Annotated in this window: 16 protein-coding genes; 5 read left to right on the top strand and 11 right to left on the bottom strand. The window is 54.9% G+C overall.

The genetic code is table 11. The features are described from left to right. Nucleotides 1-195: 195 nt before the first annotated feature. Together ACTID9_RS05795 and ACTID9_RS05790 are read right to left on the bottom strand one after the other, a co-directional pair. The gene (locus tag ACTID9_RS05795) at nucleotides 196-669 is read right to left on the bottom strand and encodes an SRPBCC family protein (protein WP_441070296.1); all 474 of its coding nucleotides are present in this window, start codon (nucleotides 667-669) and stop codon (nucleotides 196-198) included. A 40-nt stretch (nucleotides 670-709) separates the two neighbouring features. Further along, nucleotides 710-2,029: a GNAT family N-acetyltransferase gene (locus ACTID9_RS05790; RefSeq protein ID WP_441070295.1), complete on the bottom strand. Its 1,320-nt coding sequence runs from the start codon at nucleotides 2,027-2,029 to the stop codon at nucleotides 710-712. A gap of 266 nt (nucleotides 2,030-2,295) precedes the next feature. Between ACTID9_RS05790 and ACTID9_RS05785 the strand changes: the two genes are divergently transcribed. From ACTID9_RS05785 to ACTID9_RS05775, 3 genes are all read left to right on the top strand, one after another. Continuing rightward, nucleotides 2,296-2,847: an MOSC domain-containing protein gene (locus ACTID9_RS05785; protein ID WP_441070294.1), complete on the top strand. Its 552-nt coding sequence runs from the start codon at nucleotides 2,296-2,298 to the stop codon at nucleotides 2,845-2,847. 171 nt (nucleotides 2,848-3,018) lie between these two features. Beyond that, on the top strand, nucleotides 3,019-3,834 hold the full coding sequence (locus ACTID9_RS05780) for a hypothetical protein (protein WP_441070293.1): 816 nt from the start codon (nucleotides 3,019-3,021) through the stop codon (nucleotides 3,832-3,834). Nucleotides 3,835-3,861: 27 nt separating this feature from the next. Beyond that, the gene (locus tag ACTID9_RS05775; protein ID WP_441070292.1) at nucleotides 3,862-4,785 is read left to right on the top strand and encodes an ADP-ribosylglycohydrolase family protein; all 924 of its coding nucleotides are present in this window, start codon (nucleotides 3,862-3,864) and stop codon (nucleotides 4,783-4,785) included. A 46-nt stretch (nucleotides 4,786-4,831) separates the two neighbouring features. Here the strand turns inward: ACTID9_RS05775 and ACTID9_RS05770 are convergent, their stop codons facing one another. Beyond that, nucleotides 4,832-6,256, bottom strand: coding sequence for a SpoVR family protein (locus ACTID9_RS05770; RefSeq protein ID WP_441070291.1), 1,425 nt, complete (start codon nucleotides 6,254-6,256; stop codon nucleotides 4,832-4,834). A 156-nt stretch (nucleotides 6,257-6,412) separates the two neighbouring features. On the opposite strand from ACTID9_RS05770, the gene ACTID9_RS05765 reads away from it, so the two are divergent. Beyond that, the gene (locus ACTID9_RS05765) at nucleotides 6,413-6,796 is read left to right on the top strand and encodes a VOC family protein (protein WP_441072431.1); all 384 of its coding nucleotides are present in this window, start codon (nucleotides 6,413-6,415) and stop codon (nucleotides 6,794-6,796) included. A gap of 90 nt (nucleotides 6,797-6,886) precedes the next feature. Here the strand turns inward: ACTID9_RS05765 and ACTID9_RS05760 are convergent, their stop codons facing one another. The 6 genes from ACTID9_RS05760 to ACTID9_RS05735 form a co-directional block, all read right to left on the bottom strand. After that, nucleotides 6,887-7,543 (bottom strand): response regulator, encoded by a 657-nt coding sequence (locus ACTID9_RS05760; RefSeq protein WP_441070290.1) that lies wholly within the window; start codon nucleotides 7,541-7,543, stop codon nucleotides 6,887-6,889. Next, nucleotides 7,518-8,609 (bottom strand): ATP-binding protein, encoded by a 1,092-nt coding sequence (locus ACTID9_RS05755; RefSeq protein WP_441070289.1) that lies wholly within the window; start codon nucleotides 8,607-8,609, stop codon nucleotides 7,518-7,520. Before ACTID9_RS05755 ends, ACTID9_RS05760 begins: the two co-directional genes overlap by 26 nt. An 81-nt stretch (nucleotides 8,610-8,690) precedes the next feature. Next, on the bottom strand, nucleotides 8,691-9,119 hold the full coding sequence (locus ACTID9_RS05750) for a GAF domain-containing protein (RefSeq protein ID WP_441070288.1): 429 nt from the start codon (nucleotides 9,117-9,119) through the stop codon (nucleotides 8,691-8,693). 111 nt (nucleotides 9,120-9,230) lie between these two features. Beyond that, a complete protein-coding gene (locus tag ACTID9_RS05745) occupies nucleotides 9,231-10,901 on the bottom strand; it encodes a b(o/a)3-type cytochrome-c oxidase subunit 1 (protein WP_441070287.1) in 1,671 nt (556 codons plus the stop codon). A 19-nt stretch (nucleotides 10,902-10,920) separates the two neighbouring features. After that, entirely contained in the window at nucleotides 10,921-11,388 is a 468-nt protein-coding gene (locus ACTID9_RS05740; protein ID WP_441070286.1) for a cytochrome c oxidase subunit II, read from the bottom strand. Between the two features lie 42 nt (nucleotides 11,389-11,430). After that, nucleotides 11,431-11,571 carry a cytochrome c oxidase subunit 2A gene (locus ACTID9_RS05735; protein ID WP_122918073.1) on the bottom strand — a complete coding sequence of 47 codons (141 nt, stop codon included), beginning with the start codon at nucleotides 11,569-11,571 and terminating at the stop codon, nucleotides 11,431-11,433. A 262-nt stretch (nucleotides 11,572-11,833) separates the two neighbouring features. Between ACTID9_RS05735 and ACTID9_RS05730 the strand changes: the two genes are divergently transcribed. Beyond that, nucleotides 11,834-13,441, top strand: coding sequence for an MDR family MFS transporter (locus tag ACTID9_RS05730; protein ID WP_441070285.1), 1,608 nt, complete (start codon nucleotides 11,834-11,836; stop codon nucleotides 13,439-13,441). Between the two features lie 78 nt (nucleotides 13,442-13,519). Here ACTID9_RS05730 and ACTID9_RS05725 read toward each other — a convergent pair whose 3' ends face one another. Continuing rightward, on the bottom strand, nucleotides 13,520-13,840 hold the full coding sequence (locus ACTID9_RS05725) for a GRAM domain-containing protein (RefSeq protein WP_441070284.1): 321 nt from the start codon (nucleotides 13,838-13,840) through the stop codon (nucleotides 13,520-13,522). Continuing rightward, a complete protein-coding gene (locus ACTID9_RS05720) occupies nucleotides 13,810-14,022 on the bottom strand; it encodes a hypothetical protein (RefSeq protein WP_441070283.1) in 213 nt (70 codons plus the stop codon). Before ACTID9_RS05720 ends, ACTID9_RS05725 begins: the two co-directional genes overlap by 31 nt. Between the last annotated feature and the right edge of the window lie 118 nt (nucleotides 14,023-14,140).

Genomic DNA, 14,140 nt, shown 5'->3' with positions numbered 1-14,140 from the left:
TATGCAGCCTGGGTTATGACTCACGCACCGACTATTTACATACTTGAGGAGGGTTTCGTCTTATGTCCAGCATTGGGATTCCCGGTCTTATTTTATTGCTTCTTATGGCTACACCGATCTTGCTCGTGTTTTACTTTTTGCTGAACCGAAAAATGGATTGACTCCCCGGCAGCACACGCAGTCCCCATCGAACGGCTAACAATCCCGCTGGCTCTCCCACGCTTTTTCGGCGGCTTGCTTGATTACGTGATTGCGCTGAACGAGGAAATTTTTCATATATGCCTCCAAAAACAGCCAGTCCGCCAGCTTGCCCAGCCAGCCGAGCGGTGACGTGTAGCGAAACGTGTCCTTCATCCAGGTGCCATCTGCAGTGGCCGTGAATTCGTGGGTGTGATGAAAGCTTTGGAAAGCCCCTTGGACCATCTCATCCACGAATCGCGCCGGTCGGTCGAACTCCGTGATTTTTGCCGTCAATCGCTGCTTGATCCCGAAATGGACCGCTTCCCAGGTGACGGTTTCGCCAAGCTCGATCAAGCCGGACGTGCGTCCTGCGATCGCCCGCTCCCGCGTTTGCGCCGTCGATTCCATATGCAGCTCGATGCTGCGCGAACAGTCAAAACAGATTTCCGGCGGTGCCTGAATGAACAGGTCGGTTTCAATCGTCGGCATGTTCTCGCCTCCTTTTCTCTCGCTGCAGAAGAATTGAAGATCAACGATCCGCTCTCCTGCCAACATAGTAATCATATCCGTCAAACTCCATCAGCTCTTTGGGAAGGTTGCACAGCTTATCAACGTACCGAAATCCAACCTTTTCCAAAATCCGTACCGAGGCACGGTTCTCGGGATGGACGGTCGTGACGATTTCCTCCAATTCTAGCACTTCGAAGCCGAAATTCACCAAGGCACGGGCTGCTTCCGTCGCGATCCCCTGACCTGAGCGGCTCTCCGCAATCCCGTAGTACAGTTCGGTTTGGGCAGGGTCCACATCATAGGGGCCCAGGCCGCAATACCCGATGACCTGCTTCGTTTCTTTCTCGATGATCGCCAGGTTGAACTTTACGATTTTTTCCTTCGTATTTCTCTCGCAGCATGACACCGACCATTTGATTACGTTTTCGATTTCTTCCAGCGTAGGGGTACACTCCCCTGGAATAAACGCATAAAAATCAGGGCTGGAAACAGCAGCCCACAGCTCCCGGGCATCTTCGGGCTTGTACGGGCGGATGATCAGCCGCTCCGTTTCCAGACGGGCATCCCGGAATAAATGGTGGGCCGACCTTTCTCCCAAAGCCGGAAATCCGGCCCGGCTCCATAGCCACAGCGGGGTATGGATGTCAATCGGCGCCCATCCGCTGCCTGCGAGCGCCCGCTCCCACGCATCCGCAGCCGCCTGCCTGTCCTCCGCAGCGCCGCGCAAAATGTCCGGGGAACACAGCCCCAGCTGGACGGTCGCCTTTAAAATATGCGTATCGGGCGCGACCGTGATCAACTCCCGCGACTTCCAGCGAACGCCGGCGTACGTCTCCAGCACATAAAGCCAATAGTTGAAAATTTTCGGCCCCGACAAATATGGAAAGTCACGCTTTCGTTCTTGTTGCATGACGGTTTTTAACCGGGCAATGTCGCTGTCAGCAGATTCAATCAGCCCCACCACGTTCCCGCGCGCGGATGAACGCGCGATTCCTTGCGCCACACGCTGCCATATGTCCGGGTGACGGTTCGGCTGCAGCGCGACCCGATGGCGGAGCAGCGCTTCGCGCAGCACATCCCGCCCGGCTTTTGCAGCTTCTTTCGGAACGAACACCCAGCGCGCGCCTTCGTCGCAATACGTATCCGCGATCGACTGCCACAGCGCATAGGCGTTTCTTTGATAGTTCAATGACATGCCCAACGTCAAAACATCAGGCAGCTCGTCTTGGGGGACCAAGCCGCACAGCACATCCTCAGGCATGACCTCGCCGCCGAGCGCCCCTTCTTCATGCGCCTGGATGAGCGCCTTGATCCGATGCAAAAACGTATCCTGTTCCATGCTTTCCTCCCCTGATTTCGGCTACTCTTTGGCCCGATACCAATAGCGGTACGATTCGGCAAAACCGATGCTGGCATACAGTTTGAGCGCGGGCTCATTATTCGCCAGGACAGCATACCTAATTTTGCTTGAAGTTTCAATTCTTTCATACAATACGGTGCCATTACTCCGGCCTGCTTGCGATCAATCCGTCGACAACGGAAGCATTGACACCTTTCCAGCCTCTGGGTAAGGTAAAGCTATCTTGAAAAACGGGCGGTGGAAACATGGAAGGAACAACAGGAACGGTTGTGGCCGTTAGCGTGAGCGGAACGCATACGTTCAGCAAGCAGAATCAGGAAAGCATCCGGCTTGTGGCGGGGCTTGGGGTCGAAGGCGATGCGCATGCCGGCGCAACGGTCAAGCATCGCTCGCGGGTAGCACAGGACCCGACGCAGCCGAATTTGCGGCAGGTCCATCTGATCCATGCCGAGCTGCTGGATGGATTGCAGGCAGCCGGCTTTCACGTCTTTGCAGGCCAATTGGGGGAAAATGTGACGACCCGTGGTATCGATCTGCTCGGGCTGCCGACCGGTGCGCGGCTGTATGTGGGCGATGAAGCTGTCGTGGAAATCACCGGCCTGCGCAATCCTTGCCCGCAGATCGATAACTTTCAGCCGGGCCTTTTGGCTGAAGTCTTGAGTCGCAATGAAGATGGCACCCTCACCCGCAAAGCCGGAATCATGGGAATCGTCCTGGCCGGCGGCGACATTCGCCCCGGTGATTCCATCCGCGTCGAGCTGCCCCCCTTGCCGCACAAACCGCTCGAACGGGTGTAACGCCGCTTCCATCGTTTTGCTGCACAGCCGAGTTCCTTGCTTCGCGGGGAATTCGGCCTTTTTCTGATCCGAAACCATTGTCTTTTTCACTCGTATATGTGGAAAGGAACCATTTTTTTCTACCCGATGTTTACTGTGATTACACTTTGTTCTGCAAGAAGGAGCTTTGCAATGAATTGGTACGAGCTGCAAAAGAGAAATGCCAAAGTCACAGGATGGGTGGCGGCCTTTGTCCTATTGCTCGGCATCGGAGCAGGCGGTTATGAATTGTGGAAAAATCATGCCGATCCGACACGCGCTTTTCTTTCGGCTGGAGAACTCATGCTGCTTTCGCTTATTTTGTTCGTCGTGGCATGGCGATTCAACCAAAAAGCGAAATGGAAAGAAGACGTGAGCGCTCGGGAGGAAAAGGCTGCTTTCTTCAGTGACGGTCAAGAACTGATGCTGAAAAAAGCTGCCGGCATCGATCTGTGCTACCTGTACTATACCGTGGATGGCGTGCCGCTGCTGACCTTTGCCGAGGAGAGAAGACTTCTCAACAAGACGCTCGACTTTCTCGTGGACATCGGCCCTTTTTTGAACCGGTCCTTTTTCGTGACGGACAGCGACGGCCATGTGCGATTGAAGCTTTCGCAGCGCTTTGGGCTCAATTCGCCCGTGGATGTCTTTTTGCCCAGCGGCGAGAAGCTCGCACGCTATCGCATGAGCCTGAAAAAATTCGAACTGGTTGTCGAAGGGGCGGATGGCTCCACGCTTGCTGTGGCAAAAAGTGAATTCCTGTCCTCGACCTTCACTGTACGCACGGCGGATGGAGCACCTTTGCTGGAATTTTGCAAACGGAGCATGCCCGCGAGAAATCAGGAATATTTTTCCTCAAGCAATGATTTGATTCGCTTCACTTGGCAAAACCGTCCCGATGAGCGGCTTTACCAGCAAATCATCCTGGTGCCGGCCCTGCTGAAAATGATGTACTGGAATTACTCGTAAAGCCATTTGACGAAAGGAACGAGTGCCATGAATCGCCTTGAACAATACACAGGAAGCTTGTTGGGCCTTGCGATCGGGGATGCCCTCGGTGGAACGGTGGAGTTTTGCACCCCCGGTACGTTCCCGCCTGTTACCGACATCGTCGGCGGCGGGGTGCATGAGCTTGCGCCGGGTGAATGGACCGATGATACATCGATGGCGCTGTGTCTGGCCGAAAGCCTGCTCGCATGCAACGGCTTCGACGCCCGCGACCAGATGACCCGCTATGTCAGATGGTATCGCGAAGGGTATCATAGCAGTAAAGGCTATTGCTTTGACATCGGCAATGCAACGCGGGAAGCCTTGCTGCGCTTCGAGCGAACCGGCGATCCTTACAGCGGCTCCGCGAACCCGATGGCGGCAGGGAACGGCTCCATCATGCGGCTTGCCCCCGTCCCGCTGTTTTACGCGGATGATCCGTCCGCAGCGATCCAGATGAGCGGCAAAAGCTCCGCCACCACCCACGCTGCGACTGAAGCCGTCGATGCTTGCCGCTATCTCGGCGGCTTGATTGCCGGAGCCGTACGGGGCGCAGAGAAAGAGGACTTGCTGTCGAGCCTCTATTCGCCTTTGCATGACGGCTGGACGACAGAGCCGCTTGCCCCGAACATTGCCGCCATTGCCAAAGGGTCCTACAAGCAAAAAAGCGCCAGCCACATCAAAGGCAGCGGCTATGTCGTCGATTCCCTCGAAGCGGCGCTGTGGGCATTTTACCACGCCCAGTCGTTCGAAGAAGGCGTTCTGCTCGCCGTCAACCTGGGCGATGACGCCGATACGACGGGAGCGGTTTACGGTCAGCTGGCCGGTGCCTATTACGGCTTGTCCGGCTTGCCTCCGCGCATGGTCGAAAAAATCGTCCAGCAGGACTTCATCATCTCTTTGGCCGAGCAGCTGTTTGCACAGAAAGCGTAAAGGCGGAGAGCTGCGCTCATGCAGCCTCCGCCTTTTCTCATTCCGTTTATAAAAACCGCCGGTGCACTTTCTTTCCGTCAAACGTAAACAGCACCGCCCGATCCTCGATCATCGTTTCCAGATGGACCGACTTGCCCCACAGCTGCTGCACGTACGGAAGCGTCTTTTCGATGTATTTCACGTCCAGCTCCATGCCGTCGTACCAATGCTTGATATACAGCTCGCCGGTGCGCAAATAATCGCCGTCCATGACCGTCATGTAAGGGAAGCCGCCGTTCACCCGCGTGTTGGCCAAGCCGTCCCGCACCTGTTCCCACGCTTTTTCCGTCACAACCCAGTCGTTCCCCTGCTTGCCGAACATGTACATGTCGAGATCATTGACCAAATCTTTGGTCAAATAGTTGCGGATAAACGAAATATCGGATTCGATCTCCCGTACCTCAAAAATTTTCTCGCGCCCTTTCCCCGGCTTGCGGCCAAAGCGCTCCTGCTCTTCCTTGGTCGGATTATCATAGCGGCGTTCGATGTCCTCAAAAATTTTCAGCCCCAAATGGTACGGATTGATGCTGGTCGGAGACGGCTGGATGACGGACGCGTGCAGCTTGGCGAAATCGATCGTTTCATCCTCTGTCAAATCCATCTCGCGCAGGATGCGGCTGTGCCAGTAGGACGCCCAGCCTTCGTTCATGATCTTGGTCTCGATCTGCGGCCAAAAATACAGCATTTCCTCGCGCAGGATCGTCATGATGTCGCGCTGCCACTCTTCAAGCTGCGGGCTGAACTGCTGAATGAACAGCATGATGTCCTTCTCCGGCTGCGGCGGGAATTTACGGACCTGCTGCTTGGGCTCCTCGGTGTTAGCCGTTTTATCCAATTTCCACAAATCGTCGTACGGCCCCAGCTTCCTCGCCGCCCCTTGGGTGGAATCGCCCTGCTCATCCGCTGCCTTTTTCCAGCTCAGCTTCGGGCGCATCAGGCTCGGATCGATGTGCTCCTGAATCGCCAGGCACGCATCCAGCAGGTTTTCCACCGCTTCCTTGCCGTGGGCGATTTCATACTGGCGGATGCGTTCCGAGCTGGCCGCCATGCTCTCCACCATGTCCCGTTTCGTATTGGAGAAGCGGATGTTGTTTTTGAAAAAGTCACAGTGCCCGAGCACGTGCGCGACGATCAGCTTGTTTTGGATCAGGCTGTTGCCGTCCAGCAAAAAGGCGTAGCACGGGTCGGAGTTGATGACCAGCTCATAGATTTTGCTCAGGCCCAGCTCATATTGCAGCCGCATCCGGTAAAAGCTTTTGCCGAAGCTCCAGTGCGAAAACCGCGTCGGCATCCCGTAGGCACCAAACGTATAAATGATGTCTGAGGGACAAATCTCATAGCGCATCGGATAAAAATCAAGGCCGAATCCTTTCGCGATCTCTGTAATTTCATCAATGGCATATTCCAGCGCCTTCTGCTCGTCGATTCTCATGTCTTCCCCCTCGCTTTCCCACTCGCTTACTTTATGTATATGGAAGTCAAAGCCCGATTGAGCACTATTTCTTGCAGTTCGGTAATCCTCACTTGACAAGTCGGATTAATCGGCCGGAAAATGGAAGAAATCATGAAAAGGGCTGGTGAACGCAGCATGGCGAAAAAACGGCTTGACCACGTAGGGCTGGCAGTCAAAGATTTTGAGAAAGCGATTGAATTTTACCAAAAGATCGTCGGCTTCGAGCTGAAAGGCACGCTGACGCACACGAATGGCGTCATTCGCCTGGCATTCCTCGGATTCCACAATTCCGACGAGACGGAGCTGGAGATCATCCACGGCTACAACGATCACCTGCCGGCTGAAGGCAAGGTGCACCACTTTGCCATCCATGTGGACAATCTGGAGGAAGAATACGAGCGGGTCAAACAGTTGGGGGCACAGTTCGTCGATCCCGAGATCGTGATGCTGCCCAATGGCTTCCGCTACTTTTTCATCTATGGGCCAGAAGGCGAATGGGTGGAATTTTTCCAGCGATAACTTTGTTGTCCCTGCGCAAAAAGAAAAAACGGCATCCTCCCTTCGACAGGTATGGTGCCGTTTTCTGCTAGATACAAGTATAAGTGCGAATCATTCAAACTCCAGCAGACCTTTTTTGGCTGCATAGCGAACCAGCTCGGGCCGCGTTTTGAGATGCAGCTTCTCCATGATCTTCGTTTTGTGCGTTTCGATCGTTTTCACCGACAGGATCAGTTGCTCGGCGATTTCTTTGTTGGAATAGCCCCGCGCGATCAGCGACAGGATTTCCCGCTCCCGATCGGTCAGCACATCGAATTTGCCCTGGTCTTCCCCGTTTTGCACGCGCTGCAAAAATTCCTGGATCAATGATTTGGTTGCCGACGGATACAGGTAAGCGGCTCCGCTGTGCACCTGGCGGATCGCGGTGATCAGGTCGAAATCAGGAGCGCTTTTCAAAATATAGCCGGAAGCCCCGGCTTGCAGCACACGGAACAAATACTCCTCGTCATCATGCATCGTGAGGATCAGGATGTGGACATCCGGCGCGGCTTCCTTGATGCGGGCGGTAGCGGACAGCCCGCTTTCCCCGGGCGGCATGCTGATGTCCATCACGACGATATCCGGCTTGATGGCGAGTGTCTTGTCGAACGCCTCCCTGCCGTCTGCCGCCGACTCGACGACTTCCATGTCCGGCTGCGCGTTGATCAGCATGGAGAGGCCGGAGCGAACCACGGCGTGGTCATCAGCGATTAGTACGCGGATCGACATGTATGGGCTCTCCTTTCTCATCCAGCGGAATGCTGACCAGTATCATGGTTCCTTTTTCCAGCTCGGATGTGATTGTAAGCTGACCGCCCAAGAGGCTGGCCCGCTCCTGCATGCCATAAAGTCCGAGGCCTGTGCCGGAAGCCTCCACCTGATCGAGGCGGAATCCTTTGCCTTGGTCGGCGACGCACATCGCGATCTTGTCGCCAGAATCGTGGATGGATACCGTCAGCTTGTCGGTATCGGCATATTTGGCCGCATTGGTCATCGCTTCCTGACAGATCCGATACAGCGTCGTCTCCACCACCGGCGCATAGCGGCGGCGCGTTCCTTTGCTGTCCAGCTCTACCTCGATGCCGAAAATTTGCTCGAACCGCTTCATGTACGAACGGATCGCCGGAACGAGGCCAAGGTCATCCAGTGCAGACGGCCGCAGCTCGACCGCGAGGCTTTTCACTTCCTCCAGCGCCCGCGCCGTCATTTGCTGCACGGTCGCGAGATGGTTCGACATCTGCTCATCCATCTTGACTTGGTTGATTACGTTCAATCCGACGAGAATGCTGTACAGCGCCTGCCCCACGCCATCGTGGAGTTCACGCGAAATGCGTTTCCGCTCTTCCTCCTGGGCCTGAATCACATAGTTGGTCATCAGGAGCAGATTGCGCTCGCGCTCCGCTTTCTGCTGTTCCGACATATCGCGCAGCACGACTACCAACGCCGTGGATGAGCGGTGCGGCAGCTGCGTCGAGCTTGCTGCAACGGGAAATTCTTTTCCTGATTTGGTCAACACCTTCATTTCAAACGACGGCGCCATCATTTTTTTCGTAAAGCAATCCATGCAGGTCGCTTCGGCCGTGCACGTCGCAACTCCCCTGCAAATCTGGCAAAAGTGAATTTTGCCCGCCATTTCTTGGCTGCTCCATTCTGTTAGCTGTTCGGCTGCGGGATTGGCCGTGATCACGAATCCATCTTGATCCAACACCAGAATCGCATCGGTGAGATGCTGGAAAATCGACCGGAGAAGCAAGGAAGTCTCCTTGTCCGCATCAATGTTCTCCAACCATGTCATCAGCCCGTTCCCTCCTCTACACACTGTTCCTTCTATGATAACCGATCCTAAGGAAGGAAAACAGCGTTGCCGGCAACAGGATTATGAACGAAGCGTGTCACCCAGCCACTCTGCAGCGCTCACAATTTTGGATAACTCTTCTGTGAAAACCCGGATTTGGCGGCACCCGACCAACAGCACGCCGCAAATCGACTCCTCGCGCATGACAGGCACCGCCACGGCTGACTTCAGCCCTTCCGCCAGGAGTATCGCGTATTCGCTCGGATCATCGCCGCTTTTCGGAAAAAACGACGGGATCATCATCAGGCGACCGGAGCGCAGGACGTTGCCGATCATGCCCTTGCGACTGAAGATGATTTTTTTGTAGCGCTCATTCCGATTGCCTGACGCATATTGCCAGCGCATTCGCTGTTCATGCTCTTCCATCAAAGCGATTGCGGCAAAATCCGCATTTGTTTCATCCCGCAGCCAGCTGAGCATTCCGCTGATAGACCATGCACCGTTCTCCATGCTTTCCCCTCCCCTGCAACGAACCTGATACGCCAGAAAAGAGAGGAAATCTCCTCTCTTTTCTCCCGCGCTAGCGTATGTCAAACATCCAACCCGATACCGCCCCTGGTTTTACCACGTACGAATCGGAGGCGAACCTGGAGGTGCATTCACCAGCAGCTCATAAATCGGATACCCGTAAGCGAGCACGAGCAAGAGGACGGTCAGCGTCAACCAGACGCTCCAGCGCTCCAGAATCGCAGGCGCAACCTCTTTCGGATCAGCCGTTTCGGCGATCGGATATGCAGTTTCGCCTTTTGGCGCAAAGAATACCAGATTGATCACGATGCCGATCATCAGGACTGCCGCAAAGAACAGCAGGTAGCCACCGACTGCGGCGATTTTGTTATACGACAGCCATTCCAGTGGCACTTGGCTCGTGCCGTACTCGGCGAATGCCGTGCGGCGAGGCGCGCCTAGCAGACCGACGTAGTGCATCGCGCCGGACATCAGAATCATCCCCACCGTCCACAATCCGGTTTGGAACATACCGATGCGATTGACTCTCGGTGTCAGCACGCGTCCGGTCAGCTGCGGAATCAGCCAGTAGCTCACCCCGAAAAACGTAAGCGCAACGGTGGTCGCAACGGTCAAGTGGAAGTGACCGGTTACCCAGATGGTGTTATGCACGACGGCATTGAGCTGGTTACTTGCATTGATGATCCCGCCCGCACCGCCAGGGATGAAGGCAGCCATCCCGATAAACGGAGCCACAAAACGGACATCTTTCCACGGCAGCTTGGTAAACCACCCGAACAGCGCTTTGCCGCCCAGTTCGCGGCCGCGGCGCTCAAACACGGCAAACATCGAGAACGCGGTCATCATCGACGGCAACGCAACCGTCAACGTCAAGATGACGTGGATAAATTTCCAATGTGCCGAAATCCCTGGCTCCATCAGTTGATGGTGGAACCCGACCGGCGTGGAGAACAGCAGGAACAAGATAAAGGAGAGACGTGCCAGCGTATCGCTGAACACCTTGCCTCCAATGATTTTCGGAATGCACACGTACCAAACGACATAAGCAGGCATCAGCCAGAAGTACACCAGCGGATGGCCGAAATACCAGAACAGCGTGCGGCTCAGAACAACGTCGATCGTCGGCACCCAGCCGAGCGACCACGGAATCAGTTGGAACAGAACTTCTGCCGCTACGCCAAGCGTCGCGACTTGCCAAAGCGCCATCGTAGTGACCGCCATGAATGCGAGCAGCGGAGAGCGCTGTCCTTTGTGCGCTTTGCGCCATCTTGCATACGCGGCAAACATCGCATAGCCGCCAAACCAGGAGCCGACCACGATCAACGCAGCCGCGATATAGAAGAACGGCGATGCTTTCAACGGTGCATAAAAGGTGTAGAGAACCGTCGCATTGTTTTGCAAAATGGTGATCGTTCCCATTACGGTCCCGATCGTCATCAAAATCCAGCAAATCCAGGCCAGCTTCCGTTCAAGCGCAGTCAAGCCGCCTGTCGTTTTCGCCACGCCGGAAAGCAGGAATCCGACGATGAAATACGTGGTGAACACCAACCCCATCAGCACGCCATGCGCCGTCAGGATTTGGTAATAGTTGATGCCGCTGGGCAGCGTCAGCATGCCGGCGCGCACCAGCCCTTGTATCACACCAGCCAGAGCAGCGATTCCAAAGGCGATGAACGCCACCAGAATATGGTACAGGCTGACGCGGGCCGTAGCCGGGTCCAAACGCCCTTCTTGCTGCAAGCCGGGGAAGAACTGATTCATCATGGTATGTCACATCCTTTCACTACTTCACGATAATCTGCGTACCCATCTTTTCATGCGCGATCCCGCAATACTCGTTGCAAAGGATCAGGTACTCGCCCGGTTTGTCAAAGGTGTGTGTCACCGTACTGATATGCCCCGGCAAAATCATCGTGTTGACCGCCGTTCCCGGAATCTCGAATCCGTGCACAACATCCTTGCTGGTCACGTGAAAGTTAATCTTGGCGCCCGCCGGTATTTCCACATTAGACGGAGCATAGCCGAAGGCAAACGAGGTCATGTTCAGGTCGTACTCGTTGTCGCCCACTTTCACCAAACCCGGTTTATCAAAAGGTGGTGTCTGATCCACCTTGGTTGGATCAATCGTATTCAGATCACTCGGTGGCATCATTCCGGAGTGATACGCGTTGATACCCAGCAAAACAATGAACAGAATAAGGACACCGCCGCCAAACAGCAGCCAAATCTTTTCAAAACGATGCAAATGCATTCCTAACCCTCCAATCGCACTCTACCTGCCAAACCTTTCGCGCTATGACCTCTCCAGGAAGAGATAAAAAACCGCCAGCCAGGTTACCACGATAAAAGCTCCCAATAAAAGAACCGACACCAGCGTTCCTTTGAGAGAGTCCGTTTCGTTCTCATTGCGCTTCGGCGCTCCTGGTCTTCCCATCCCGATCCCCTCCTTTTTGCTTCAATGACGACTTAGGTTACGTGTGTCGTAACCAGGCAGCAAATTTACAGTTTCATTGTAATGCGGGCCAGGCAGTTGCGTATGTAGGGGAACTCCCTGAACCTCGGGCAGGAAATCCCTGAATTTCGCTCCTCCATCCCCTGACAGATGCGCAAAAATCGCATGGAATAGGCCGGATGGGAAAGGCTAGGAAACAGGAAAAACTGACGAAACCCGCTTGCGGGGACCTGGGGGATACGGAATGGAGCACCTTTCAACCAAACGAAAAGTAACGATTATGATCGCGGTGATGGCCGCCATGCTGTTTGCCTCCATCAACCAGACGATCGTCGGAACGGCGCTGCCGCGCATCATCGCCAAGTTGGGCGGGATGGAGTTCTACAGCTGGGTGTTCACGATTTACATGCTGACCTCCAGCGTGACGACCATTCTGGCGGGACGCCTCTCTGACTTGTACGGCCGCAAGCCCTTTCTGCTTTTCGGCGTAGGGATTTTCCTGATCGGGGCCTTCCTGTCGGGCACCTCGACCACCATCATTCAGCTGATTTTGTACCGGGGCATTCAGGGAATCGGGAGCGGTCTCATCATGTCTGCCGCCTTTTCAGCGGTCGGCGACCTTTTCGCGCCTCGCGAACGAGGGCGCTGGACAGGCTACATGAGCGCGATCTTCGGCTTTTCGAGCGTGCTCGGTCCGGTCATGGGCGGCTATATCGTGGACAGGCTCGACTGGCATTGGATCTTCTGGATTTTCCTGCCGCTCGGCATCGTGGCATTCGTGATGATCTGGATGATGTTTCCTTCGGTGCCGCACAGCGAATCCGAGCACGTCGATTATTGGGGCTCGCTCCTGCTGACCGTGACCGTCGTGCCGCTTCTGCTCGTGCTCAGCTGGGGCGGTTCCCAGTATGCGTGGAGCTCACCGCCGATCCTCGGCATGATCGCCATCGCGCTGATCGCGCTGCTTTTGTTTCTGTTCGTCGAAAACCGGGCGGAAAATCCCGTCATCCCTTTGCAGCTGTTCAAAAGCAGCGTCTTCACCATCTCCAACATGTCTGCCTTCACCATGAGCGTCGGGATGTTCGGCGCGATCATGTACATGCCGTTTTTCGTGCAAGGGGTACTGGGCCAGACCGCAACCCACTCCAGCTTCATCATGATTCCGCTGACGCTGTCGCTGGTTATCGGCAGCATGGTGAGCGGCCAGCTCATCACCCGCACCGGCTCGTACAAATGGCTCGCCTTGACCGGATTGTTTTTGACCGTCGCCGGCATCTGGCTGATGTCGCGCATGACACCGGAAACAACGACTGCGCACATCGTCTGGAACAATATTCTCACAGGCGTCGGGCTGGGGCTGGGAACGCCGGTGTTTTCGCTCACCGTCCAAAATGCGGTCAAACAAAGCTTGCTGGGCGTCGCCACCGCATCCACGCAGTTTTTCCGCTCGCTCGGCGGTACCGTCGGCGTGTCGGTGATGGGTACCGTGATGGCCCACCGGATGTCCTCGAAGGCGATGGAGCTGTTTGCCGGGCTGGGCGACTTGCGGACGTCCCAAGTCATGCAAACGGCGCAGGTCCGCTTGATGGGCGTCAACCCCGAGCTGGACAAATACATGAGCCAGCTGCAAAATCCGCAGGTGCTGCTTGACGCCGCCAAGCTGGAGCAGCTGCGCAGCTCGCTGCCGCCTGAGCTGCGGGGCATGTTTTCCGAGTTGATCGCGATCTTGCGCGAATCGCTCAGCTACTCGCTTTCCGGCGTCTTTTTGACCGGGGCGCTGGTTGTGTTCTTTGCTTTCCTGCTGACGTTTTTCTTGAAAGAGGTGCCGCTTAGAGGAAGCGCGACGAAATAGCGGTGAAACGAAAAAAGGCAGACGCGGATAGCCGTGTTTGCCTGTTTCTTACTGTTTTGTGCAGAGGCTTTGGGAATGTTATCGATGAGCAATGCCGATCGCGCCACGAATCAACCCGATCAATTCCTCCCGCTTCCAAACTACGAATTTATATGCCTGTCCATGCTTCACTACGATTTTGATGCCGTTCGGAACGATGAACAGGGAGTTCCGCTTCTCAACCGCCGTAATTTCATGAATGCCGATCTCCAGCGGCTTTGTTTGAATATTGAGGACGTGCGGCGTAAAGATAATCCGTTCATTGGTGATGGTCATTTTGCCGCCTACTGCTTCGATTCCTCGCATCAAGTTGGCTGGAATGTTTTCTTTTAACGTTGTTTCGATTTCAAATAGCCCCATCGATTTCTTCCCCCATTGAATCGGATTGGTTGTTCCAGCGCTTTTCGCAAAAACGCCGAACAAACCGGGTAAAACTCCTCATAATCGACTGAATGTTGCGGATTTTCTTCCTGCGAAAAATCCCATCGCATGCGAACCAAATCACTTATGTCCTCTACTGTTGCCAGACGAATCGCCGGCATATTGGCCGCCCTCCTTCACGCTCCGATTTTTTCCAATTTCTATCATTAACCATTTTCGTTCGAACAGCAAGTCCCAGTCACTAACAAAAACTTCTTTCAGAAGTCCTTTCAAGAAGCT

This window comes from Brevibacillus fluminis, from assembly GCF_052072235.1.
Classification (GTDB): Bacteria; Bacillota; Bacilli; order Brevibacillales; family Brevibacillaceae; genus Brevibacillus_D; species Brevibacillus_D fluminis_A.
This window is presented reverse-complemented; position numbering and strand designations above follow the sequence as displayed.